20 protein-coding genes and 1 pseudogene are annotated in these 22,885 nt (G+C 49.0%); 10 read left to right on the plus strand and 11 right to left on the minus strand.

Annotated features, from left to right (window positions below; translation table 11 throughout):
- Positions 1-39: 39 nt before the first annotated feature.
- From VDIS_RS04155 to VDIS_RS04165, 3 genes are all read left to right on the plus strand, one after another.
- Entirely contained in the window at positions 40-525 is a 486-nt protein-coding gene (locus VDIS_RS04155) for an HIT family protein (RefSeq protein WP_013335957.1), read from the plus strand.
- Positions 526-630: 105 nt separating this feature from the next.
- Positions 631-1,530 (plus strand): hypothetical protein, encoded by a 900-nt coding sequence (locus VDIS_RS04160; RefSeq protein WP_013335958.1) that lies wholly within the window; start codon positions 631-633, stop codon positions 1,528-1,530.
- Between the two features lie 80 nt (positions 1,531-1,610).
- Positions 1,611-2,669 (plus strand): acetoin utilization protein AcuC, encoded by a 1,059-nt coding sequence (locus VDIS_RS04165; RefSeq protein ID WP_013335959.1) that lies wholly within the window; start codon positions 1,611-1,613, stop codon positions 2,667-2,669.
- 3 nt (positions 2,670-2,672) lie between these two features.
- Here the strand turns inward: VDIS_RS04165 and VDIS_RS04170 are convergent, their stop codons facing one another.
- Together VDIS_RS04170 and VDIS_RS04175 are read right to left on the minus strand one after the other, a co-directional pair.
- Entirely contained in the window at positions 2,673-2,837 is a 165-nt protein-coding gene (locus VDIS_RS04170) for a TFIIB-type zinc ribbon-containing protein (protein ID WP_013335960.1), read from the minus strand.
- A 106-nt stretch (positions 2,838-2,943) separates the two neighbouring features.
- A complete protein-coding gene (locus VDIS_RS04175; protein WP_013335961.1) occupies positions 2,944-3,459 on the minus strand; it encodes a nicotinamide-nucleotide adenylyltransferase in 516 nt (171 codons plus the stop codon).
- An 84-nt stretch (positions 3,460-3,543) separates the two neighbouring features.
- Here VDIS_RS04175 and VDIS_RS04180 point away from each other — a divergent pair, with 84 nt between their 5' ends.
- Entirely contained in the window at positions 3,544-4,518 is a 975-nt protein-coding gene (locus VDIS_RS04180) for an acyl-CoA thioesterase (protein ID WP_013335962.1), read from the plus strand.
- On the opposite strand, the gene rrp4 is transcribed toward VDIS_RS04180, so the two are convergent.
- The 4 genes from rrp4 to VDIS_RS04200 are packed head-to-tail and all read right to left on the minus strand — an operon-like array spanning position 4,487 to position 7,635.
- Positions 4,487-5,224, minus strand: coding sequence for an exosome complex RNA-binding protein Rrp4 (gene rrp4, locus VDIS_RS04185; RefSeq protein WP_013335963.1), 738 nt, complete (start codon positions 5,222-5,224; stop codon positions 4,487-4,489). The two genes, VDIS_RS04180 and rrp4, sit on opposite strands and share 32 nt — an antisense overlap.
- 50 nt (positions 5,225-5,274) lie before the next feature.
- Positions 5,275-5,973: a ribosome assembly factor SBDS gene (locus VDIS_RS04190; protein WP_013335964.1), complete on the minus strand. Its 699-nt coding sequence runs from the start codon at positions 5,971-5,973 to the stop codon at positions 5,275-5,277.
- Between the two features lie 47 nt (positions 5,974-6,020).
- Complete coding sequence (locus tag VDIS_RS04195) at positions 6,021-6,779, minus strand: hypothetical protein (protein ID WP_013335965.1); 759 nt, start codon at positions 6,777-6,779, stop codon at positions 6,021-6,023.
- On the minus strand, positions 6,766-7,635 hold the full coding sequence (locus VDIS_RS04200) for an ABC transporter ATP-binding protein (RefSeq protein WP_013335966.1): 870 nt from the start codon (positions 7,633-7,635) through the stop codon (positions 6,766-6,768). The genes VDIS_RS04195 and VDIS_RS04200 overlap by 14 nt, the downstream gene beginning before the upstream one ends.
- A gap of 60 nt (positions 7,636-7,695) precedes the next feature.
- On the opposite strand from VDIS_RS04200, the gene VDIS_RS04205 reads away from it, so the two are divergent.
- Positions 7,696-8,244, plus strand: a complete 549-nt coding sequence (locus tag VDIS_RS04205; protein ID WP_013335967.1) for a 30S ribosomal protein S4 — start codon at positions 7,696-7,698, stop codon at positions 8,242-8,244.
- Positions 8,245-8,286: 42 nt separating this feature from the next.
- Positions 8,287-8,979: a BAR domain-containing protein gene (locus VDIS_RS04210; protein WP_013335968.1), complete on the plus strand. Its 693-nt coding sequence runs from the start codon at positions 8,287-8,289 to the stop codon at positions 8,977-8,979.
- Between the two features lie 182 nt (positions 8,980-9,161).
- Here VDIS_RS04210 and VDIS_RS04215 read toward each other — a convergent pair whose 3' ends face one another.
- From VDIS_RS04215 to VDIS_RS04225, 3 genes are read right to left on the minus strand one after another with little or no spacing between them, the layout of a single operon-like run.
- The gene (locus VDIS_RS04215; protein WP_013335969.1) at positions 9,162-9,485 is read right to left on the minus strand and encodes a nucleotidyltransferase family protein; all 324 of its coding nucleotides are present in this window, start codon (positions 9,483-9,485) and stop codon (positions 9,162-9,164) included.
- Complete coding sequence (locus VDIS_RS04220) at positions 9,473-9,886, minus strand: HEPN domain-containing protein (RefSeq protein ID WP_245522565.1); 414 nt, start codon at positions 9,884-9,886, stop codon at positions 9,473-9,475. Before VDIS_RS04220 ends, VDIS_RS04215 begins: the two co-directional genes overlap by 13 nt.
- Before the next feature lie 29 nt (positions 9,887-9,915).
- Entirely contained in the window at positions 9,916-10,296 is a 381-nt protein-coding gene (locus tag VDIS_RS04225) for a retroviral-like aspartic protease family protein (protein ID WP_013335971.1), read from the minus strand.
- Between the two features lie 66 nt (positions 10,297-10,362).
- Between VDIS_RS04225 and VDIS_RS04230 the strand changes: the two genes are divergently transcribed.
- Positions 10,363-11,445, plus strand: a complete 1,083-nt coding sequence (locus VDIS_RS04230) for an AAA family ATPase (RefSeq protein ID WP_013335972.1) — start codon at positions 10,363-10,365, stop codon at positions 11,443-11,445.
- Here the strand turns inward: VDIS_RS04230 and VDIS_RS12615 are convergent.
- Together VDIS_RS12615 and VDIS_RS04235 are read right to left on the minus strand one after the other, a co-directional pair.
- Positions 11,440-11,634, minus strand: a pseudogene (locus VDIS_RS12615) (type II toxin-antitoxin system RelE family toxin); the annotation flags it as partial. The gene VDIS_RS04230 and the pseudogene VDIS_RS12615 overlap by 6 nt on opposite strands.
- 41 nt (positions 11,635-11,675) lie before the next feature.
- The gene (locus VDIS_RS04235) at positions 11,676-12,413 is read right to left on the minus strand and encodes a hypothetical protein (protein ID WP_013335973.1); all 738 of its coding nucleotides are present in this window, start codon (positions 12,411-12,413) and stop codon (positions 11,676-11,678) included.
- A 95-nt stretch (positions 12,414-12,508) separates the two neighbouring features.
- Here VDIS_RS04235 and VDIS_RS04240 point away from each other — a divergent pair, with 95 nt between their 5' ends.
- The 3 genes from VDIS_RS04240 (at position 12,509) to VDIS_RS04250 (ending at position 22,882) form a co-directional block, all read left to right on the plus strand.
- On the plus strand, positions 12,509-13,660 hold the full coding sequence (locus VDIS_RS04240) for a hypothetical protein (protein ID WP_013335974.1): 1,152 nt from the start codon (positions 12,509-12,511) through the stop codon (positions 13,658-13,660).
- A gap of 133 nt (positions 13,661-13,793) precedes the next feature.
- The gene (locus tag VDIS_RS04245) at positions 13,794-21,341 is read left to right on the plus strand and encodes a hypothetical protein (protein ID WP_013335975.1); all 7,548 of its coding nucleotides are present in this window, start codon (positions 13,794-13,796) and stop codon (positions 21,339-21,341) included.
- Positions 21,342-21,460: 119 nt separating this feature from the next.
- Complete coding sequence (locus tag VDIS_RS04250; RefSeq protein ID WP_013335976.1) at positions 21,461-22,882, plus strand: DUF3782 domain-containing protein; 1,422 nt, start codon at positions 21,461-21,463, stop codon at positions 22,880-22,882.
- The last annotated feature ends 3 nt before the right edge of the window (positions 22,883-22,885 follow it).

The raw sequence follows: 22,885 nt of genomic DNA on the forward strand, positions 1-22,885 counted from the left end.
GGATAAGCCTTTTATTATTCAATGTGCGTGTGTATCTGAATGGAGGTTGTCTTCACACCGTGGCGATGGACATACATAAAGTCAACGAATAATAAGGGTGGTGAGTGTGCGTTATGCGCCTATTTACGTGGCAGTGATGATGGATTAGTGGTTTACAGGGGTAGGCAATGCTTCATTGTTATGAATAAGTACCCATACAACATCGGTCACGTAATGATAGTGCCCAATAGGCACGTACCATCAATAACGGACTTAAACACCGATGAATTAAATGAGTGTGGGATACTCCTAGTGGCTGTTATTAAGGCGTTAACTAAGGTCCTAGGTATTGGCTATGGAGATTTTAACGTGGGCATCAACATTGGTAGGGTCGCTGGCGCGGGTATTGAGGAGCACATGCACGTACATGTTGTTCCCAAACCCTCGGTGATATCCTTTGAATCAACAGACCCTGAATTTGTCATGAATAAGACCAGGGAAATAGCGGTTAGACTTAGGGAGGTGGTTCCTCAATTTACTAAATAGCGCCGTTTGGCATTTTATAAAGTATTTTCAATTTAACCGCATAGCTACGTGGATGATAAATCCATAGATGTACTTCTTATAAACGCTTAAATTAATGAAACTAATGTGCCATTCACAGGTGAGCCATTAAAGGCATTGCTTACGGACGTAGTTACGCCCAGGTACGTACACTCATTAATGGAATCCATTAAATGCGGCTCAGTAACCAATAGGGAATTCCCAATATTAACAATAGGTGCTGGGGCGAGACAGGTACTCATAGTAACTGGCTTCTCAATAAATGATTACAGGATAAGCAATACCCTAATTTACATGCTACTTAATAAGTGCCTTAATCACGTATACTCAATACCAACATTTAGCGCTTCACAATTGGGCAAATGGACGATTAGGGTAATACCAATGGCAAATCCATGGCCATTTAACTCGTGGGACGTTATTAGGGGTAAAAGCCCATTTTATTCTATGGATGATGAGGGCATCCCCGTAAGGTATGACGCATTAACACTTAGAAGTAGGTACTCAGTTAAACTTCATAATTTCGTGCATGAGGTGAACCCTGAACTCATAATAATGCTCGTGAACTCCGACAAGTGGTCAATAGTAACCCCTGAACCAATAAGAATCGATGATTATGGCACTATTAATCCGGATCCTGCTGACTTCACGCATCATTTTACCCTTGAGAGTTACCCCACGATAATATTATCGGTACCCAAGGATGCCGAACCACGTGAAGTAGCCAATGAGATCATTCAATTAATTAAGGAGCATAGTGTTAAAGTTCAGGATAGTAAGCCGCTGGAGATCGTGATTAAGGTTCACGGTGATATTGATAATATATCTAACATACTCAGGCTTCACGGATTCCTAGTGGGTGTTGATGGGAGTAAATTAATCGTGAGGGCGGGTAGTAAGTCCCAGTTGTTGTTAAATGCATTAATAGACAATAATTTAATTGAGCATTACTTCGATGTTGAAATTTCAGAGATCCATCTGCAATAACTCCTTGGTTTTTATCTTAATACTTAATATAAATAATTATTCAAAAAGCTTAATTATTCCTCAGCCTATATAATTAGAATATGGAGAAACTCGTACTTGCATACTCAGATAAGTATTTGGATTATAACTTTGGCCCATGGCACCCATTCAAGCCACATAGGGAGAAGCAACTAGTTGAGTTACTTAAGGAGCATGGGCTATTAGGCTCTTACGTTGATTTAGTAGAGCCTGGGCCTGCGTCGGATGAGGAATTGATGCTGGTCCATACGAAGGATTACATCAACTATGTCAAGAGTGCCAGCGTTAATGGTGTTGGTTACCTAGATTATGGCGACACACCAGCCTTTAAGGGTGTTCATGAGGCAGCGGCTATTAGGGTTGGCGGCACGTTACTCGTCACTAGGCTTGTTAATGAGGGTAAGTACGTTCACGGCTTTAACCCAGGTGGCGGGTTCCACCACGCCAAGCCAAGCGAAGCCGCGGGGTTCTGTGTGTATAATGACATTGCCATAGCCGTTAAGTGGCTTAGGAATCACGGCATTAAGCGTGTGGCGGTTGTTGACGTTGATGTTCATCATGCTGACGGTACACAGGCAGTTTTTAATAATGAGGACGTTCTTTTAATATCAACGCACGGCTACGATGGTCGCTTTTACCCAGGCACTGGTTGGATTGATGAGGATGGTGTGGGTGCAGGTAAGGGGCTTAAGGTGAATATACCATTACCGCCCCACACGGGTGATGATGTGTACTCCATGGTGATTGATGAGATAATTAAGCCAATACTCGACAGGTACTCACCCGAATTCCTGGTGCTTCAATTTGGTGTTGATGCTCATACAGGGGATGAGCTTGGGATCCTGGACCTAACCACCGAATCGTACCTTAAGGTACTCAGTGTGGTTCATGAGATAGCCCATAGGCATGCTGGTGGTAGGTTAGTCCTAACCGGCGGTGGAGGTTATGATGTTTGGAATACCGTTAAGACCTGGTTCCTAGCCATAGTATTCCTCACGGACCCCAGTAAGCTCAGTCAGTATTCGAATTATTTCGATAAGGAATCCACAAGAACCCCAGAGCGTTATTATGAGGAGGCGCTGTACATAATTGATGCCGTGAAGCAGAGATTTGGCGTGTAAAACCTACTCAATATGCGATATCCTCTTTGTCTGGAATGACCTTATTTTAACGATAATCCTATAACCGCAGTATGGGCAGTGCACGCCGGGCGTTATCATATCCTCAAGCGAGAATACTCTGCCGCACCTAAGGCACATGTATATCTTTCGACTAGCAGCCTCACCCATCGCTTCCCCACCACCCTCCTCACCTAATGCTTTCGCTTGCTCCTCCTCATTACCCTCCTCAAAGAATTCCTCACTCACGCCAAATCGATGAAGTAAGCCCCTTAAATTATTTTTGCATTATCCTCCTCACCCTATCCTCAGCATTAATCCTACTCAGCACCGGCAAGACCCCTGTTGCCACGAGACTCTGCCACGACCTATCACCCATAGCCATTAACTCCCTAATCCTCGTACCACTATAAACCTCCTTATTAAAGAGCGGCGTATTAAGGACCTTAATCCCACCATACTCAAGGCACAACTTAGTGAACTCATCATTCGTGTAAGCCACGTCAAATGACGGGCACCGCTCACGGACATAGGCATACCACAGCGCCGAATCACCCTTCGTATCAGGTACGGCGCAATAAAGGACCCTATCGACCAGCTTTAACTCCCTAAGCATTGAATGAAGCATCTCGATTCTCTCACCAACGGTAAACGGATTCCTAGGCGTGAATGACTCGTTGGCAGACCCAATGGCGATAACTAACTCATCATGCCTACCCAACAACCACTTAATCACCTCCTCATGACCCCTATGCAGCGGTTGAAACCTCCCAACAAATAACGCCCTAACCATACAGCACTAATTAATGCTGGGTCATTTTATCTATTTCCCAGGGAATAATCACACTTAAATTAATGCGCCTAAAAATGCATGAATATGGTAAGTATTAAGGATACGGAGGTAACACTTGTCGAGGCAGTCCAGCCCTTTGATATAAACTCCTTAGGTAATTTATTCGGCGGTCGAATGCTTGAGTGGATGGCAAATATAGGCACGGTGGCGGCCACGCGATTCTCAAGGGGCCCCGCAGTCCTTGCATACTTAGATAGGCACTTCTTCATTAGGCCCGTCAGGCTTGGGGAGTTCGTAATACTTAGGGCGAGGGTTGAGTACGTGGGTACTTCGTCAATGGAGGTGAGGATAGAGGCGTGGAAGGAAAGCCCAGGTGGTAAGCAGGAATTGGTAACAATGACCACGGCGTCCTACGTGGCCGTTGATGAGTACGGCGTTCCGAGACCCATAAATAACGTACTTGAGCCTACAGATGATGAGAAGCAACTCTATGAGGAGGCTAGGAGAAGGTATGAGGAGAGAAAGAAGAAGATTGAGGATAGGAAGTTCAGGAGGTTTGACCTGGCAGACCCAACCAAGGGGCTTAGGTGGCGAGTCGAGTCCAGTCGCTGGGCTACACCGTCAGATGCCTTCGTAGGTAACCTAGTGTCTGGTGGCAGATTGTTAGCCTGGCTTGATGAGATAGCAGGCTTATTAGCGGCTAGATACTCAGGTGGTGCCGCCGTGACTGGTTCCGTGGATGAGACAGCCTTTTACGCACCAATTAGAGTTGGAGATATTGTGACTGTGAGGGCTGGGATTACCTACGTTGGTAAGTCATCCATGGAGATAATGCTTGATGTAATTGCTGAGGGTACCTACGGCCAGGCTAGGCATGTGTGCACGGCGTATTACACATATGTGCACGTTGACAGTAGCGGAAGGCCGGCTCCCGTTCCTGAGTACGTCCCCAGTAATGATTATGAGAGGAGACTATTCATGGAAGGTGAGAGGAGGAGACAGGTTAGGGATGAGGAGTTGGCTAAGATTAAGAAGCTGTGGTTAAGCTCTGGGACTTAATGCTCACCTTCCTGGCCTTGTACTGAGTCACTATTGACCTGACCCTATCAGTTAATCCGCTTGTGTGGCTTTCACTCTCTATCAACTTTATTACCCTGGCAACAAATGATTCATCCCCAGGATCCCTACACCTAATCCAAACCCTACCATTCTGACCAACAGTTACGTCACAACCAAGCTCCTCACTGAATATGCTAACCATAGAGCCCCTCCTACCAATCACCCTGGCAACCTTACTCGCATCAATCTCAACGAGCGTCCCACCCTCAATCCTACCAAGCCTAGCCTCCTTAAGAGTTAACGTTACTGGGTAATCCTTTGTCAGGTTAAAATCTATTATCCTGGCAAGCACTATATCGCCAATACCCAACAGGCTCTTTAGGTCAACGGTCATTAAATCAACAGGCTTAAGCGTGGCCTCCTGAATGGGGAGGTATGCCGAGTATGGGGATTTAATGTCGATAACCCACCCAGTTAGTCCGATGTCAATTACATAACCAATGACTATGTCCCCAACCCTAGGCTTGTAAATGCCGCTGAGCGGTATGACCTCCACATCCCTCTCGCCCCTTATGTTTATGAGCCCAACAACTGCCGAGTAAGCCACATCACCATCCCAGTAAATACTACCACTGACGTTATAGTCCTTCGTGGCTATCGCATCCCCGGGCAGCACTATCTGTTTGTCGTTTACGTACAGCGGCATAATCAAGATACCTTGATTCCCCTAATTTTATTTTTAATCCTAAATCATCATTATGACGTGGAGATTATCTTAACATCGCCTGAACCATGAGTTAATTCATTAACCTTAGCAATTATCGTATCCTGAAGCCCAGCAGGGACCTCAAGCTGCATTACCAGCGAGCCATCACCCTCAAACCTCTCCTTAACCACCCTACCCATCCTCGAAAGCGTGCTCCTAACCTTATGGGCATGCTCAGCGGGCGCCCTAATTTCAAGGATACTAACAGCAACCTTAAGTGGTAAGACCTTCTGGAGGGCCTTTATTACGGCATTCACCTGCTCCTCAACGGGCTTAAACGGGTCTATCGCAACATCGACCTGCTGCATTGCAGCCTCAACCCTCTGCGGAGGCACTGGCGTCCTAGTCCTCGTGTCTATACAGTTCCTACTAATCCAATCAATTATCTGCTTCCTCTTCTGCTCAATGAGTCTCCTTCTCTGCTCAGCCGTGAGTGGTAACTCACCGTTCCTAACGATAAACTCGGCCACCTTCCTCGGGTCAGTGGTCTTGAAAACCCTCATTAACGACTCCTCACTCGCCCTAAGGCCCTTCCTCGCGTCTTTGTATATAGTGTCCGTTATCAACACCTTATCAATACTCACAGGCTTGCCAAGCCTCATGTCCAGGGCTGCGTCTGGGTCTACAAGTATTTCGAAGACGTAACCATCCTTCTCATACCTGGCAATTACATAATTCCTTCTACTCATATCATTTAGCCCTATGTAGGGGAATTTTTAATTCTTCCACACATAACCTACGGAGTCCTCCACCTGGCAACCCTAAGGGTTAATAACGTACCCATAATACACCAAGCAATGTTAGAGATGTACGCAGTGACTATCTGTAATGTAGAATAATGCGCTATCCTAACAGCATTTTGTATAATCATTGCTGTGGCTGAAGTCGGCACTAAATACGCAACCCACCAAGCACTGCCTAAGTACGTAGCTGGGTAATAAACTGGGGGTAGTACGCCGAGCGCGAGCGTTAATAGGCTGACCACAGCCCAGGTGTACCTAATGTACGTGAATAGGGTCGATGAGTAGAAGGCTATGGAGGAAATAGCGTACCAAAGGAGCACTAGCGAAGCCGCGATCTCCAGGGTATCCAACAAATCAACGGTCGTCTTAAGTGCCATTAATATCGCGAATAAGATAATGCCAGGCAGTGTAAATATGACCTCACTAAGTGCTAGTCCTATAGTGTAGGCCAACGGGCTGGTTGGCGTAGCCACAATCATCTGCTGAAACTTAAGTTCAAGCCTATAATAGGCGGCGTCACCTATTAGGGCTGTGCCACTTGATAGCATTGTCCAGACGAGGCCGCCTATTATGCCCATGACCATGCCAATGCCCCGGTAAAGCACCGTGAGCAGTATTAACAGGGAAATCGGCGTCGCCAGGGTGGATACAGTCCAAAGCGGCGACCTAAGTATCGGCAGTAATCCATTAAGCCAGGCAAGTACCAGGATAGCCCTCAACTGATGACTTAGACCACCCTTAACCTTCCTCATTACCCTCACCCCAGGACCTTATAGTCACAAGCACATAATGCTCAAGGGACTTGGGCGAGACCCTAATGGCTCCATCCCCAACCTCATCGAGGGAGTCCACGAAGGAGAAGCATGAAGAACCAACCCTAATGCACGGCTCGGTACCCGCGGATGCTGGGTACTCAACAACATACTTACCAGGCAATTTATTAACGAGCTCGCTAGGCCTGCCTCGCGACACTATCAAGCCACTATCTATTAGGAAGACAATGTCCGATATTTGCTCGGCCTCCTCAATATAATGTGTTGTTAAAAATATTGATGCCCCACTATCACTATACCGCCGCAGTGAATTCCAAACAACACGCCTAGATGCTGCGTCAAGCCCAACAGTTGGTTCGTCGAGAAACACGACCTCGGCATTAGAGGCAAGTACAGCGGCGACTAGGACCCTCCTAGTCATGCCGCCAGATAATTGATAAATGGGCGTATTCCTAAAGTCCCACAGGCCAAGTTCCTCAAGCGAGTCCCTGGCGGCTTTCCTCGCATCATTCCTAGGTAGGCCACGGAGTAGTAGGTAGGAGTAAACAAATTCGTGGGGTGTCATGTAGGATATGGGCCTGGCGTCCTGCGGAATCACGGCAATCCTACGCCTAACCTCAGAGGCTTGATTAACCACGTTGAAACCAGCGACATAGGCCTCACCACCATGGGGCATTAACTCAGTTGTCAGTATCCTAATGAGTGTCGTCTTACCAGCACCGTTTGGACCCAGTAATGTGGCTATCACGCCATAATCAACATCGAGGTCTATACCCCTTAAGACCTCCCTGGCCCCGAAACTCCTCCTTAATTCCCTAACCATTATCGCCTGCATTTACATGGCTTGTTTGGGAAACCTCAAATTTAAAAAGGGTTCTATGCATATGCCGCTTGAATGGGCGATCCAAAGAAGCCAAGGAAGAAGTACCTGGGCGGTAAGCCAAGGAGGCTTTGGAATAGGCAGTTGCTTGAGGAGGAGCTTAGGCTAATTGGTGAGTATGGCCTTAGGAATAAGAGGGAGCTTTGGCTTGCGAGGACAATACTCAGGGAGATGAAGCATAGGGCGAGGTCACTACTATCAATGCCAACCGAGCAGAGGGCCAAGTTGGAGGCTGAGTTCAAGGCGAGGTTGTTTAAGGCAGGCTTCATACCTGAGCAGGACATACCATTGGACGCGGTACTTTCACTGGATGTTAGGGCGGTACTAGATAGGAGACTCCAGACGATAGTCTATAGGAAGGGCTTGGCAAGGACTATCTACGAGGCAAGGCAGTTGGTGACCCACGGCCACATAGCCGTCGACGGCAGGGTTGTTAGGTCACCAGGCTATCTGGTGCCCAGGGACCTTGAGGATAAGGTGACCTACGCAATAACAAGCCCAGTACTAAAGAGGCTATTGGCACAGCCGCAGCAGGAGACACAACAGGCGCAGCAAAGTCAATAAGCCTAAGGAAGGTTTTTATTCAAGTTCATGGAATACACATCGATGGATGTTTCGTTGATTTTGGGTGTTGTTGGGCCTGTTGTTACCATAGTTACGATTTTGGGTACGACGTTTTATTGGCTTGGTGGTAAGTTTAAGGGGATTGAAATGATATTTAGGGAGATAGACATGAGGTTTAGGGAGATTAATGAGCGTTTCGGGCAAATCGATGAGAGATTCAAACAAATCGACAAGAGATTCGAGGAAATTGACGAGAGATTCGATAAGCTGGAGAAGGATTTGAAGAGCTATGTTGATATGAGAATTACTGAGTTGAGGAATTACGTTGATGAGAGGTTTAACCAGGTTAATACGAGGATTAGTAGGTTGGCCGAGGCCTATAGCGATTACCAGGAGTTCTTCGTTGAGTACCTTAGTGCCGAGGGTTTGTTGAGGGCTGAGAAGGCGTCTATGCTTCGTAATGAGGCTAGGAGGGTCATGAGGCTGGCGGTTTCTGGTAACCCATTGAGTAAGGAGGAGTGGGATAGGATTAAGGAGTTGCTTGATAAGGATGAGTTAACGCTGGAGGAGGCCCTCGAGCTTCGTGAGCTTGCGAGGAAGGTTGTTAGGGAGTACGGTGAGTACCCGGAGGCCTGGAAGCTTCATATATACGCGAGTATAATGGTTGGTGAGGCTATTAGGAAACAGTCACAGAAGCAGCAGGGGCAGGGTGGGCAGGAGGAGAAGAAGTGCTGATGCACCAGCCCTGGCGCTGATAAGGGTTGTGCTCTCTTAACTAAACCTGCCAGTGCCTTGATCGAACTAGTATCAATTAGGGCGTTCACGATCCCTAACTTAGAGTCACCTAGCAGGTTAGCCATAGCCATGATCGTCCTCATTATTGATTCAATACCGTGAATAAAATTAATGAGCCCCACCTAAAAGATCCTAATGGCATTCTTAAGGAACCACGCGTACGGCGGCTTACCCTTATCCCTGGCATTAACAACCTTAATATCAAGTAGGTGAACTACATCGCCGAGCCTATCCTCAACCTCCTCGAGGACCTTGACCTTAACCTCCAGTGGGTCACCATCACTGATTACCAGGAGGATATCCACATCACTCGAGCCCGTGATCCTACCCGTGATTACGGAACCAAAGACATAACACTCAACCCCATACCTCCTGAGTATTGGTAAAACGGCGTTGACCAACGACCTCCAATCCCTAAGGAGCTTAATCCTCCTCACAGGCTCCATAACCTCCTCACCAATTCAATTATGGACTCGGCAGTCCTCAAGGCAATCTCAGCCCTATCCCTATCGACACTAAGCATTCCGTACTGACCAAGACTCCTTGAATCCTCCAGTATTATTAATTCTCTACGATTATTACTCACGAATGCCCTAACCTCCTCGCCAGCATTACCCCCCAACTGATTAGCCACTAGACCCAGTAATGACCTAATGTTGTGGGTCCTTGGTGGTTCAATCCCAAGTTTAATGAGTAACGCCTTGATTGATAATTGAGCAGCTATCTCGGCATTCACAGCTGCGGCATTGTAAAAACTCCTCTCGAAGGATACCCAGGCAACCACCATGTACTCCTCAGCCCTCCTCATGAAGTCCTCAGCGGCGTCGAGGCTCATAGAATTAATCAAGGCATTAATCCCCATCCAGGGTAATAAACCTATTGATATAGAGTTAAGAGTAGTACGCCGGTCCTCTCCAGCCTGCCTGTGGTTGGGTCTACCCTCAGGCCGAAGGCCCCCAGCGTGGTCACCCCAATGAGTACCTGCTCGACCTCATCACTTATCAGGACCACGTTGGTCCTCTCCTCACCCATCAACCTAATAACCGCAATACCCTCCTCAAGCATTGCCTCACCCCTCGCAGTCATTACCCTGACGCGCCTACCAGTGCCGGCAATACCCAATTCCTCAACGACCTTCCTTGGGACTACAGTGTATGTGGCGCCAGTATCCACAAGAGCCCTGAACCTACCAATCCCCTTAACACCAATTAACTCAACATCAACATACACATGCCCCACAACTAACCTAGGGTCCATAATTCATTAATATGCGTTTCGGAAAACTTAAGTATTGGGGGTGATACTTAGTAGCGGGGGTGATACTTGCTCTTCAGCACTGAGCCCAAGACCTCACTGGACGAGCTCTTTGACAGGGAGGCAGAGATAGAGAGATTTAGGAGCGGCCTTAATGAGCGGTTGGTCCTTGTGCTTGGGATTAGGAGGGTCGGTAAGTCAAGCCTCGTGCTTTCAGTACTTAACTCCCTGGGCATTGACTACATATTCATCGACGTTAGGAAGCTCTATGATAATGTCTCGAGGAAGGTGCCCGCGGAGAGGATATACAATGAGCTAAGGATGTCACTGGGCAACCTCAGTTTTTGGGAGGGGGTTAGGAGGATCATTGACGAGATTGACGTATCCCTTGGCCCCATTAGGTTTAGACTTAGCGCCTCGAGGATTAGGGATGGGATTGCAAAGATCCTTGAGGCGATTAATAATGCCGGTAAGCACGTGGTGCTGATCCTCGACGAGGCCCAGTACCTCAGGTACTCAACGATTGGCCTCAGACCATTACTGGCATACGTCTATGACCACCTGAGGAACATAACCCTAGTACTCACGGGTAGTGAAGTTGGTCTTCTACACGACTTCCTAGGCATTAATGATCCATCATCCGAGCTCTATGGTAGGTATTACCACGTTGTTGAGCTTAGGCCATTCGATAGGGGGAGATCCATTGAGTTCCTGAGGAGGGGGTTCAGGGAGTTGGGCATTAACGTTGATGATAGGGTCATTGAGAGGGCCGCCGATGAGTTGGGTGGCATTGTCGGCTGGCTTGTTTACTTTGGTAGGCTCTATCCTGAGAGGGGTGTGGATGCAATCAATGAGGTTAAGGAGATTGGCGCCAACCTGGTTAGGTCTGAGCTTGAGGAGTTATTCTCGAGGAGCCAGTACTACCGGTACATAATGGAGGCGGTCGCCGTACTCGGTAGAGCCAAGTGGAGTGACGTCATGAAGTACCTAATGGCTAGGGTGGGTGAGAGGCCAACCAATGCAACTCTCTCTAGGGACCTAAACAACCTGGTCAAAATGGGGTTCCTGACCAAGGATGGTGATTGGTACGGCATTCCAGACCCAATAGTTAGGTACGCAGTGCTTAGGGCCAGGTATTTCACGCGCTCATAGTCTTTCATAGATATTCTCCCGTTTACCAACCTCGTGATCTATTGAGTATATTATCCTGTAGTCACCAACCCTTGCCCTGCACAACCCCTGAAGCCTTCCTTTAAGTCCCTTCTCGCAAACAGGGTTGCTAGCTAATTCATTAATCCTATTGAGGATTCCATCGCGCACATCATTTGGAAGGTTCCTTAGCGACCTCTTGGCCTTTTACGAGAACTCCACGCCGTACATCTTCACTGCTTAATCACACCCTCCTCCACCAACGCCTCATAGGTCTCGTCATTGATTAGTAGATCTAGCGTGTCTATATATGCGTCGAGTTCATCCGCGTATTCCCTTGACCAGCGGGCAAGTAGGTCCCTATTGCCCTCCCTGTACTCCCTAACCATGCCCAATACCGCGGATGTTGATGAGTACCAAGCAAATGCCGTGGCCATTAAATACGCCGATGCCTCACCGGCCTCGTTAAGTGCGCGTTCGTTTATCCTGCTTACTACCTCATTAAACCCGTACCTAACCACGTTATTCACAACCCACAGATCATACTCAATGAGCATGGACAATGCATAGACGAGGTCCTCAGCATGTGGGTAATTAGTGGACCTAATTAACCTAGCCAATTCCCTACTGATTGCTAGTTCAGCCCTGTTAAAATCATTAATGGAAATCTTACTGAGACTGATGCCCCTAACCACATCCTGGGTAGACCTAATCATGAGGTTAATCACCCTACCCGTGAATATCGGTAGGTCTATTAAAAACGTGTTCGTAACATCCTCAGCATTTAAAACCGCGTAAACCTCGTTATCTAAGGCATCCCTAAAGGCGTTCGTAATATTACCTACTAAGTCGTTCGATATTCCTAAGGCCGTTACGTAATCACCGAGTCGCCCCATGGATATCGCTGCGGTCCCGACAAGTCCCACGGGTTTTGGGACTAAGTACTGCTGTAGTATAACTGGCGCTAGCATATAGTTGCTTAAAATTATGCCCCTTTAAATTATTGCTTCAGAGCAATGCGCATCGCCGTAGTGCCTTATTAATTAAGTTGATAGTTATTCTATTGATGAGGAGCAGGGGTTCACTATCGACAATACTCGCCGGGGTACTAGTGCTAATCGCCTTACTCATGGGTATTGGCATTGCCGTTGAGGTTATGTCCATGGTAGTAACCCTGGAGGGCATAGCAGCAAACCACGTAAATACCGTGGGCAAGGCGGCCGCGACATACAGCGGATTAGTAACACAGGGAGGCGCGTTAATAAGCACCAAGGGCCCGGTGACAATAATAGGCGCAGTGACGCCAAGCGGTTTCGAGGTTATTAATAGCACGACTTATGAGTACGTGAGTAAAAGCACAGAACCCGAATTATTGTTAACAAGTGTAGGGCCGGTGATACTTGACCCAGCGCAAACAGACGCAGGTAACCCAGCCCTAGGCGCTAACCCAATTAGTTACTACTTGTATCACTGGGTCTCGGCGGTGATAACCACGGGGCAGAACCAACAAAACCAGTACCCAGGGGTCATAGTAACACTGGGTGACAACTACTACCTACTGCATGTGGATCCGAATTACCTGATTGGTCCATTAAATGGCTTAAACACGTACATAACGAGGGACTACGGAATAGGGCAATGGGGCTGCATAAACATTTACGGAAGCATTGGTGTTAATGGCGCCTACACCACATGTCCAGCTCCACCACCCGGCCCAATAGATACGGCTGTATACAACGGGTACTGGCCGCAAGTAACAATTAACCCCATTAACAGCACGGCAATAGGCATAAGCATAACATTCCTAAATGGTACAAGCTTCATCAGGCAACCCCAATACTTCACCCTCTACGTATTAAGCCAGGACAGCGCAGCCTGGCTAAACCCAATATGCAACGGCGCCCACTTAACGGCCCAGTGCGCCTTTGACATGACTTGGATACAATTCCCAGGGCTGCAGGGAAATACATGCTACTACGTGTACAATCAGTATAACAAGTTTTTTACCTGGTGCACACTACCACAACCAATAACCTACAACATAGTGATGAACATGAACCAACAAGTGCCGGGCAGGTACTACCTAGTGATGGTGATTACGTACCCACAGGGATTCCCAAGTCAATGGTTCGTATGGAACATCACGGGCACGACACAGAACTATCCAACCTGGCTCGATACGCCGGGTCAGCCGGCCACAGTTGAGGTGCCTGGTTGATTTAAATATATATTTACCGTTAAATTATAAATATATTATTTATTTGTTCCACGACAGCCACTGAGTCCCACGGGTTATTCCAACGGGTCTTCCAAGCGAGTCCCTTATAAACCCAGCCGTGCAGTGGAGTGCGATGACCGGGTCAAAAACCAATTGGACTAAACTAATAATACCAGTAGTAACACTAATAGTAGTAATAGGAGTAGTTGCTGGGCTGGGACACCCAGCCCTGGCACAGGTAACGTATGGACCCTACGGACCAGTATCAGTACCGGTACCGCCAAAGACGTACTCCTGGACGCTGTACTGGAACCTAACAGACGCAAGACTAACAAGTACATACACAACAACGAACCCAGTCTATCAATACCTAATTGATTATATGGTTCCCTGGTACTTCACAGCCGGTAAGTCCTTCAGCATATACATAGCCAATGCAAGTGACGTCTACTATTGGACAAGTAGTGGTTGGCAGCTTGGCTCACCAATTGAAATGACGGCGACAGCCACGGCAAACTCAACGGGCGGTGTTACCTGGACCGTAAGCACAACACTAACCGGCGGAATACAACCAAACCAGGTCTACGCCAACTGGACAATAGTAATAGTCCTAAACGGCTACGGAGGAGCCAACTGGCTGGTCTTCAACGTAACATCAATATTCATGGACCTGGCAGACCTAATGGGCAACCTAACAACAGTAAGCACCGGCAGCTACATACCAGTATCACCATCAATAGCCCAGAGCCTAGTACCATATGAATATACCGAGGCCACTTATTACGGAGTCACCACCCAGGACTACCCAGCACCAATACCTGGAACTACCTCCACTTCGCAGTACGCAATTGAATACCCACTCTTTAGGCCAGTCAATGGCTCTGAGACGACGCCGAGTGACCTATACGTTGTTTTACCGGACCTCTACTTCTTCTTCCTATACGTTGGCGCAGCCACCGACACAACATCAATATACCCATTACCACCATCACCACAGCTGGAGGCCTCGGTGACCCTGGGCACTGGCGTTACGGTATTCGGACCAACCACGTACAACAGCACGGTATCAGCAGCATCACAGAGCATTTATAGCGCCGCTTACACGGGCTTTGGTCCAATATACTACGTAACCAATGAATTTGGCGGCCTTAACTCAGCGGACCACAACTACCCAAGCATTACCGCCCAGCCAATTACAATAACCGTTAGCTACGTATACCCAAGCGGTCAGTCAGTAACGCTATTCAATTACACAACAGCCACTGCAAATAATGAAACGACGCCAGAATCCTTCAACGTTGCCGTGGCTTACAACTGGACTGTAGGCTCAATAGCCTTAACGGCAATAATCAACGGAACCACAGATCATGAAGACCCGGCGCTACTCGTCGGCATACCTGTTGTGGAGTTTTACCTTGGTAATGTCACTGATCTAAAGGGCAATCTAATAATTGGCAATGCCACGTACATACCCAACCCAATACTTGCCGAGAAGCTCTACGTTAAGTGGTTACTATCAACAACACCAACCGCCACTGTGGTAAGTGAGAACTATCTACGCTACTACGAAACAACACCAGCCCTACTACCAGTCGGTTACTTCAGCGGCACCGGTCCTGGAGCACCGACCTTAACAACCACCGGATTCCCAACGCCAGAGCTCTACATATTCTATGAGAACCAGCCTGTGTTCACGGCAACACTATCCGTGAGTGGAGTAACCAGCGTCACGATAAATAACATAACGGTAGCATTAATGCCGGTCTTCATAAACATAACCCAGTTTGCGGCAGGTACTAACGCAACCCAGCAGCTGCCTCTTAGCCCCAACCAAGTGCCTTACATAACCGCCTACTACATGTTCTCCTCTCAGTCACCAATAATACAGCAATCACCACCAAGTGGTGCAGAGTCAGGAATGCTGTACTATGAGGAGCAGGTGTGGACTAACGAGACCACGTACGGAACCTACTACCCGGCCACAATAGCCCAGTTCCCGCCGTTTGAGGAGTCATCAATAGCCGGTATACTAGTAACGCCTGAGGTCAATTGGTTACCAGCACCACCGCTCACCGCATCAATAACTGCAAGGAGTAGTAATGTTGGTTTAACAGCAAGTAACTACACGACGGGTGCCCAGTACTACTACTACAGCTTCTGGCTTACATACAATGGGATGACGGTTGGCTACGGAGTTTATGAGGTTGGTTACAACGTCACAGGCTCCCCAGGGATCTTCAATGAACAATACAAGTTCACGACACCCGAGGTACCAATATTCCAACCAGTCTATGGCAGTAATGCAACGCTGGCGCAGTTCTATGGAAGTGCCGGTGAACTAGCGGTCACAACACCAACTGGTGTAAATCCAAGTGCAGGTACCATAGTGTTTGCCAACGTCACGGTGGAGAGGGCCTTCATAGCCGCCACGTACACGGTCTATAACGTGCAGTTCCTCAACCTATGCAATGAGACGATAACCTCCGGCACGGTTTACGTCAGTGAAATGACACCAAGCGGTGCATCAATAACACTAACACCGGTTACACTGAGTTCATCGGCCTACATAATGAAGATAACATCACCAATCGGCCTAAAGATATCCTCGGTGTCTGGCGTACCGTACATAGTGGCCATGTCACCAACATTCAACTTCACGCTGAATTACTATGGCTACGTAATGCCAAGCGTTAGCTACACCACGAGGCAGCCTGAGTACAACTATGTGCTAACGCCCGGCATCATCAATGTGGTTTACTTCCCATTGATTGACATAAACATACAGGTACTGAGCCAAACAACGCCGCAGTACCCACTGTGGGGCTTCGCGGTGAGCGTCTACAACTACAACGGGACCTTCGAGATGTGGCATGCAATAACCAACTCGAGTGGTTTCGTGTATGTGATGAACGTGCCACTCAACGCCAGTTACATACAGCCGCAGGGCAAGGCGTATGTGATGCTTAAGGTTAGGACGATAAGCCCAGCCACAGACAGCGCCTACCCATATGCCCAGGTCTCATATGAGTACGGGCAGACCTATAGCCAGTACGCAAGCGATTTGAACATACCAAGTGGGTACTACGCCTATACACTTGGTACTAGGGGTCCGTTTGATGAGGACTTGGTCATATACTACGAGCCACTGTCAGTGCCCGTGACGGCCACGTGCGGACAGGTATTCAACGTGACCGTGCCCGTCGAGACCCTGAGGGTATACGTGACTGACCTGAAGGGCAACGTGTTGAGTAGCCAGCCCGTCTACCCATGCGCCACGCCGAGCTACTGCCCAAGCTTCTACTACAACGTGACGTTGGTGATCGCCGACCAGTACAGCCCGTATGACTTGGCGAGCCAGTGGGCAACAACAACGCCCGCCTTCACATTCTACTACAACCTAACCGACTTCAGGGTTGTTGGGCAGACATGGATGCAGCCCATCTACGAGAGCCTAGAGGAGAAGTTTGAGGCGTTAATGAGCGCCGCCCAGTCTGAGTACCAGAGTGGTTTAATAAGCCTACAGCAGTACGCGATGTGGTACACGGGCAACTACAGCTACTACATACTAGCCGCCACACTGGCTAACTACAGCACTGCGTCGCCATACGCCGTATTCAGCTTCCCATCAATAGTGCCTCACGAGGGCACCATATTCGTGAGGCTATTCATGCCGGGCCAGGTATTCCCAATGAAGGTCTACTACCTAGGCCAGGAGGTATTCAACCAGTTAGTCCCGGTGCCACAGCCCAATGAGATAGCCGTGGTAAAGCCAAACGGGCAGGTGCAGTACGTAACGAACTACACGGTCTATGAGGGCGGCCAGGCAGTATCAGTACCGCCGGGTAGCGTAGTCATTGAGACCAGCGTATACCCAGTCACCTTCAACATAACCAGCAAGAGCGGGCTATACCCAGTGGGCAACACCTACCTAGGCCTGACATTCACTGACGTGCTCTACAGGGAGTACGTAATGCCAGGAACATCACTAGGCACATCGGTAGCCCAGCAGTACATAAGCAACATACTATACCCATTCAGCGCCGCGATTGAACCTAATTCACTAGGTTATTCCTCAGGAATACTAACGCCGAATGATATCTATGTGATAATGAACAACGGCACCTACGCAATAGTTGAGACTTATGGCACGACAACCGTTGATTACAACCCAAGGGCGGTTGCTGGCTATGAGCCCGTCAATAATGTCTACTCAATGGCTGGCTACGTACTGCCAAACCTAATGGGCTTCTTCGTCAACTCCAGCTCACCAACAATAAGCCTAACGCCACTGTACATGACTAGTATCTACCCGAACGTATTCAGTACAACGCCGTCTACCGTGGTCTTCAACCTAACGATGGGCATACCCACATACTCCACGGTACTTGGCACAACAGCCACTGCCTACCCGAACGACACATTCCTATACGCACCAAGCGCCTCCTACAGTGAGTATAGGTTGTTGATTAACGAGTCATTACTAGCGCCAACCCAGGTCCTGCTCAATGGAACATCAGTACAGGCTATGCAGCTAAGTGGCATTAGCCCAACGACGTATGCAGTGGAGGTTTCACAGCAGTACTATTCGGTGCTGAACTTCACGTACTCAATAACGCCCAACATAGCCAGCTACAGGCTGTGGGAGGCCTACATAAACGCCACTGGAATGACCTCAATAACCAACGCCACGATAGGCATATACGCAGCCAACGCCACCGGCTGGTACTTCGTCTACAGAGTTAATGAGATCTCAACGTTCCAGGAGGCGATGACCAGGACAATACCGCTATACCTAACACTGAATGTGTCTGCCATAGAGAGTAAGGTGGAGAATGTGCAGTACGTCGCAGTGGTGCTCTACATCTACGGCAGCGGCTCACTGTACATACTACCGCCAGCCGCAGCCACGGACCACGTGCACGTGCAGTACCCAGTACTGAGCACTGGATTCGGCGGTACAATAGGTTACAATACCGAGAACCTGTACACCAACTCGACCGGCACGGGCACAATGAGCATAACGTTCTCATACCCAGTTCCCAATAATGAGTGGTACCCGTACTTCGGAAGCCCACTGACAGTCGTAATACCAGTACCAAGCAGTGGTGAGGCGGTGTTTGACATACCATGGTGGGCACCAACGACTGGCGCCTACGGTACGAGGATTGCGAGGTTCTGGGTGATGGGTACAACAAGCACGCAGAACATTGGCTATGGAAGCATAACCACCGTCTATACGCCAAGCCAGTACACGCCAACAGCCCCATCACCACTACCTGAGCTGGCAATAAGCAGCTACGTGCTGCTGAACTACATAACGCCTGAGCAGGGAGCATCAACGGTGTACACTGGCGAGATACCGCCTGGCACAGTATCAAGCAGCGGCTCACTGTACATGACCGCGATTGGCGCCGGCACAGGCGGTACATCAGCCCCAATGCTGATGTACGACACACTATTCCCAGAGAACCTATGGAATGTGACTCTGAGCACTATGCCGGCCAATGGCGTGTATAACATTAGGACGACTGCCCTGGAGAGCGTTGACATATACAACAACGCCTCGTTCCCGATATTTGTGACAGGCTTCACATACTCATCAGCAGGCAGCAACTACCCACTGAGTGCGCCAACCACTGAGGTTGTCCCAGGAACACTTGCTGAGATACCTGCTAAGTACATCTACGGCAGCAGCTACGAGTTCACATCAACGTGGTGCGACCTAGGCAACTACACGCCATACATACCGGATCTATCAGCAACATTCTACTACACACCGCCCAACGCCACCTTCTACCTAGCCAACGGCACTGCACTGCCATTTACCGTGTACCCGAACGGCACAGTCGTCATTGGAACACACACCTACAGCATAAGCCAACTGGAGGCTCCACTGCAGTCGCCAAGCATTAACTTCACAACGCTATACGCAGGCAGTGAATTAGACAGTAGTAACACGACGGTGACGATACCGCAGTTTGGTGAGAGTGCCAGGAGTAGTGTGTATTATGAGTCGTACTACAACTACACAAGTTCAATAGTTGGTGCTCAGGCAATACTGTATGACCACGAGGCATACCCAGTCAATGGCGCCTGGGACATTGCCGGTTACGTAGGTGTTCCATCGGCACCGGAGTTACTGCCGAGTGCAAGTAATGATACTGAGGCTAAGATGGTATTCACATACCCAACAATACCACTGGCCGTCATTGAGGACTGGGATGGTAGGCCACTACCCAACCAGATGGTCGTTGAGTACGGAGTAGGCACGAAGCCGGTGCTCTGCGCAGGCACGGCGCCAATAGCCATCGACTTCAGCGGTACCAACGGCCAGCTACTACAGCCATTACCAGTGGGTAACAGGACTGTCGTGTACTGGTACGACAGCTGCCTACTCTACACAATAACCGGCGGCGCCTATCCATACATCAATATCTACGACACCAACATAGCCACTGACGTGAGTACGCTGGGTAATGCCTTCACGGCAACGTCAGTTGAGACCCACGTGGTGCCGGCCACAATCTACCTAAAGAGCGCCACGGGCACTGGAATACCTGGCGCCTTGGTTGTTGTGTTTGACCAGCCAACAATGGGCAATGAGCTCCTAGCCTTCAATGTAACCGGCACTGACGGTTCAATAACACCAGTTGACTACAGGATCTACCCACCAGCCACGAGCCAGCTACCACCAACCAACTACTACGTGGTTGCCTACTATGCGGCCAACGGAACACCGCTGACATGGCAGGAGATACAACAGGCAATAAGCAGTCACTCAACGCTGTACCTAGTGCCAGTGTTTGAGAACACCTTCAGTATACAGAGGACTGTAACTGCGACTGAGGCCATTGAGTCATTCACACTATCCAACATACTAACAACGGCCAACATAGTAGTCGTGCTGTCCAGCTTCGGCCCAGCACCAGGCGTGACTCTAAGCTACAGCGTGTCTGAGCCTGAGTGCCCAGTGACGATAACAGCCATATCACCAGCATCAACAATTGTTGGTTACACATACAGCGTGACGCCACTAATGCCATCACCAAGCGTATGTACGCCAACTACCGCAGTGACTGGCACAGGAACGACGAACGCTCAGGGCCAGATAACCACGGCCACGTTCGTGACGCCTGTAGCCCCATTCGCGGCTGAGGTGACGATAACGGTGCAGTCATGGAAGGGCATACCACTGGGCTACACCTACACCTACTACGTAACAAGCAGTAACGCAACGACACCAATACAGGTGTCAGTACCGGCTGTTGAATTAACTGTGACGCCAGTAAGCGCCAGTGGCGCTCCACTAACAACGCAGGCTACCGTAAACGTGACATGCAGTGGCGTACCAATTGCCAGCGGTGTCGGCCAGCAGACAGTTGTCGTACCAATACCAAGCAGTGGTTCAATAACATGTACAATAACTGGCTACAGCTACGGAAAGAGTGCAAGCACGACTGTGACGCTGACGAGTAGTCAGGCTGGGCAGACGATAACGAAGACGCTGACGATACCGGTGAGCGGCTACTACATACCGGGCGTGGGCTTTGTACCAGTGAGCACCTTCATACTGCTGGCTGTTGTGATAATAATCATAATAATACTAATAGTGATATTGCTGATTGAGTACAGCAACTGGAGGAGGAGGAGACTAGCTGGTCTGCTGGGTCCGCCGAAGTAAGGGCCTTAAACACATAAATCGCCTTAAAATCATCTCCTTTCCTTCAAATTCTTTTTCTTTTCTTTCCTTTTCCCTCCAGGACCAACAACCTTATATTTAACTCCATGAATAAATAATCAGTGAGTAAGCAAGCAGATAAAATCAATAGGGATGAGTTGCTTAGGCTTCTTAGGGAGGATGAGGAGTTTAGGCTAGCCGTAATGGGTCTACTCGGTATTGTTGACATTCAATCCTCACTAAGGCAATTAATCAATGCCGTTAATAGACTTGCTGAGGCTCAGTCGAAGTCTGTCAATGCAATGCAGGGCATTGCCGAGGGCGAGGCAAGGATTACGGAGATGCTCGGTAAGGTCACGGACATGCTGGCTAAGATCAATGAGATGATTATGGACCTGGCGGAGACCCTGAGCAGGACCATCGACATGGTGGAGAGGCTTGCCAAGGGGCAGGAGGAGCTGGGCAACGCCATTAGGCAGTTGGCCGATGTGCAGAGGGTCACCTGGGATGCGGTCAGGCAGTTGATTGATGGTGAGGGGAAGATACTCGACCTACTCAGGCAGTCCCTGGAGTCCCAGGGAAGGCTCTGGCAGGAGGTTAAGAACCTGCAGGAGCAGGTTAAGGCGCTGCAGGAGGGCCAAAACAACGTGTTGGTTGAGATAAGGAAGTTGACTGAGAACCAGGCAGGCCTACTGCAGGAAATCAAGAGGCTGGCTGACGAGCAGGAGAGGCTTTGGAGGGAGGTCAATGCGCTTAAGGAGGTGGAGAGTAAGTTGCTTGAGGAGAATAATAGGTTGTGGCAGGAGGTCAGGGCATTGAGGGAGGCGCAGAATAAACTCCTTGAGGAGAATAATAAGATTTGGCAAGAGATTAAGGCTCTGCGTGAGGGTTATGAGGCATTAAGAACCGACGTAAATAAGCTGTGGGAGGAAAACAACAAGATATGGCAGGAGATAAGGAAAATAAACGAGAACATAGAGAAGATATGGCAGGAAATTAGTGCACTGAGGGAGGTGCAGAACAAACTTCTCGAGGAGAATAATAGGATTTGGCAGGAAATTAAGGCCTTGAGGGAGGAGGAGGCTAGGCTGCGTGAGGGTCAGGACAGGCTGTGGGAGAGGTATGATAGGCTTGATAGGAAGTTGTCGGCCATCGGCGCCAGGTGGGGCGTGCTTAGTGAGGATGCGTTTAGGAGGGCTGTCGAGGAGCTGCTCAGTGGTGCTGGTTATAGGGTTGAGAGGTGGAGTTACAATGATTCTGAGGGCTACGTCTTCGGCTACCCAAGCGTCGTGGACCTAAACGTGGTGGTTAAGGACGACAAATCCTTTGCCGTGGAGATCAAGTCCTCAGTGAGTAGGGGTGATGTCGTGGTGTTTAAACGCATTATTGAACTCTATGAGAGGGTCACTGGCAGGAGGCTCGACGCCAGGTACCTAGTGACCTACTTTATTGGGGAGAGGGATGAGAAGGCAGTGACCGAACTCGCCAACTCCCTAGGAATAAGGATTGTCTATCCCGAGGAACTAACGAGACGGCAGGCATGATGG

The organism is Vulcanisaeta distributa DSM 14429, from assembly GCF_000148385.1.
Lineage (GTDB): Archaea > Thermoproteota > Thermoprotei > Thermoproteales > Thermocladiaceae > Vulcanisaeta > Vulcanisaeta distributa.

Coding starts and splice junctions, on each gene's coding strand:
- VDIS_RS04155 (WP_013335957.1), top strand. CDS start 40: ATGGAGGTTGTCTTCACACCGTGGCGATGGACATACATAAAGTCAACG.
- VDIS_RS04165 (WP_013335959.1), top strand. CDS start 1,611: ATGGAGAAACTCGTACTTGCATACTCAGATAAGTATTTGGATTATAAC.
- VDIS_RS04170 (WP_013335960.1), bottom strand. CDS start 2,837: ATGGGTGAGGCTGCTAGTCGAAAGATATACATGTGCCTTAGGTGCGGC.
- VDIS_RS04175 (WP_013335961.1), bottom strand. CDS start 3,459: ATGGTTAGGGCGTTATTTGTTGGGAGGTTTCAACCGCTGCATAGGGGT.
- VDIS_RS04180 (WP_013335962.1), top strand. CDS start 3,544: ATGGTAAGTATTAAGGATACGGAGGTAACACTTGTCGAGGCAGTCCAG.
- rrp4 (WP_013335963.1), bottom strand. CDS start 5,224: ATGCCGCTGTACGTAAACGACAAACAGATAGTGCTGCCCGGGGATGCG.
- VDIS_RS04190 (WP_013335964.1), bottom strand. CDS start 5,973: ATGAGTAGAAGGAATTATGTAATTGCCAGGTATGAGAAGGATGGTTAC.
- VDIS_RS04195 (WP_013335965.1), bottom strand. CDS start 6,779: ATGAGGAAGGTTAAGGGTGGTCTAAGTCATCAGTTGAGGGCTATCCTG.
- VDIS_RS04200 (WP_013335966.1), bottom strand. CDS start 7,635: ATGCAGGCGATAATGGTTAGGGAATTAAGGAGGAGTTTCGGGGCCAGG.
- VDIS_RS04205 (WP_013335967.1), top strand. CDS start 7,696: ATGGGCGATCCAAAGAAGCCAAGGAAGAAGTACCTGGGCGGTAAGCCA.
- VDIS_RS04210 (WP_013335968.1), top strand. CDS start 8,287: ATGGATGTTTCGTTGATTTTGGGTGTTGTTGGGCCTGTTGTTACCATA.
- VDIS_RS04215 (WP_013335969.1), bottom strand. CDS start 9,485: ATGGAGCCTGTGAGGAGGATTAAGCTCCTTAGGGATTGGAGGTCGTTG.
- VDIS_RS04225 (WP_013335971.1), bottom strand. CDS start 10,296: ATGGACCCTAGGTTAGTTGTGGGGCATGTGTATGTTGATGTTGAGTTA.
- VDIS_RS04235 (WP_013335973.1), bottom strand. CDS start 12,413: ATGCTAGCGCCAGTTATACTACAGCAGTACTTAGTCCCAAAACCCGTG.
- VDIS_RS04240 (WP_013335974.1), top strand. CDS start 12,509: ATGAGGAGCAGGGGTTCACTATCGACAATACTCGCCGGGGTACTAGTG.
- VDIS_RS04245 (WP_013335975.1), top strand. CDS start 13,794: ATGACCGGGTCAAAAACCAATTGGACTAAACTAATAATACCAGTAGTA.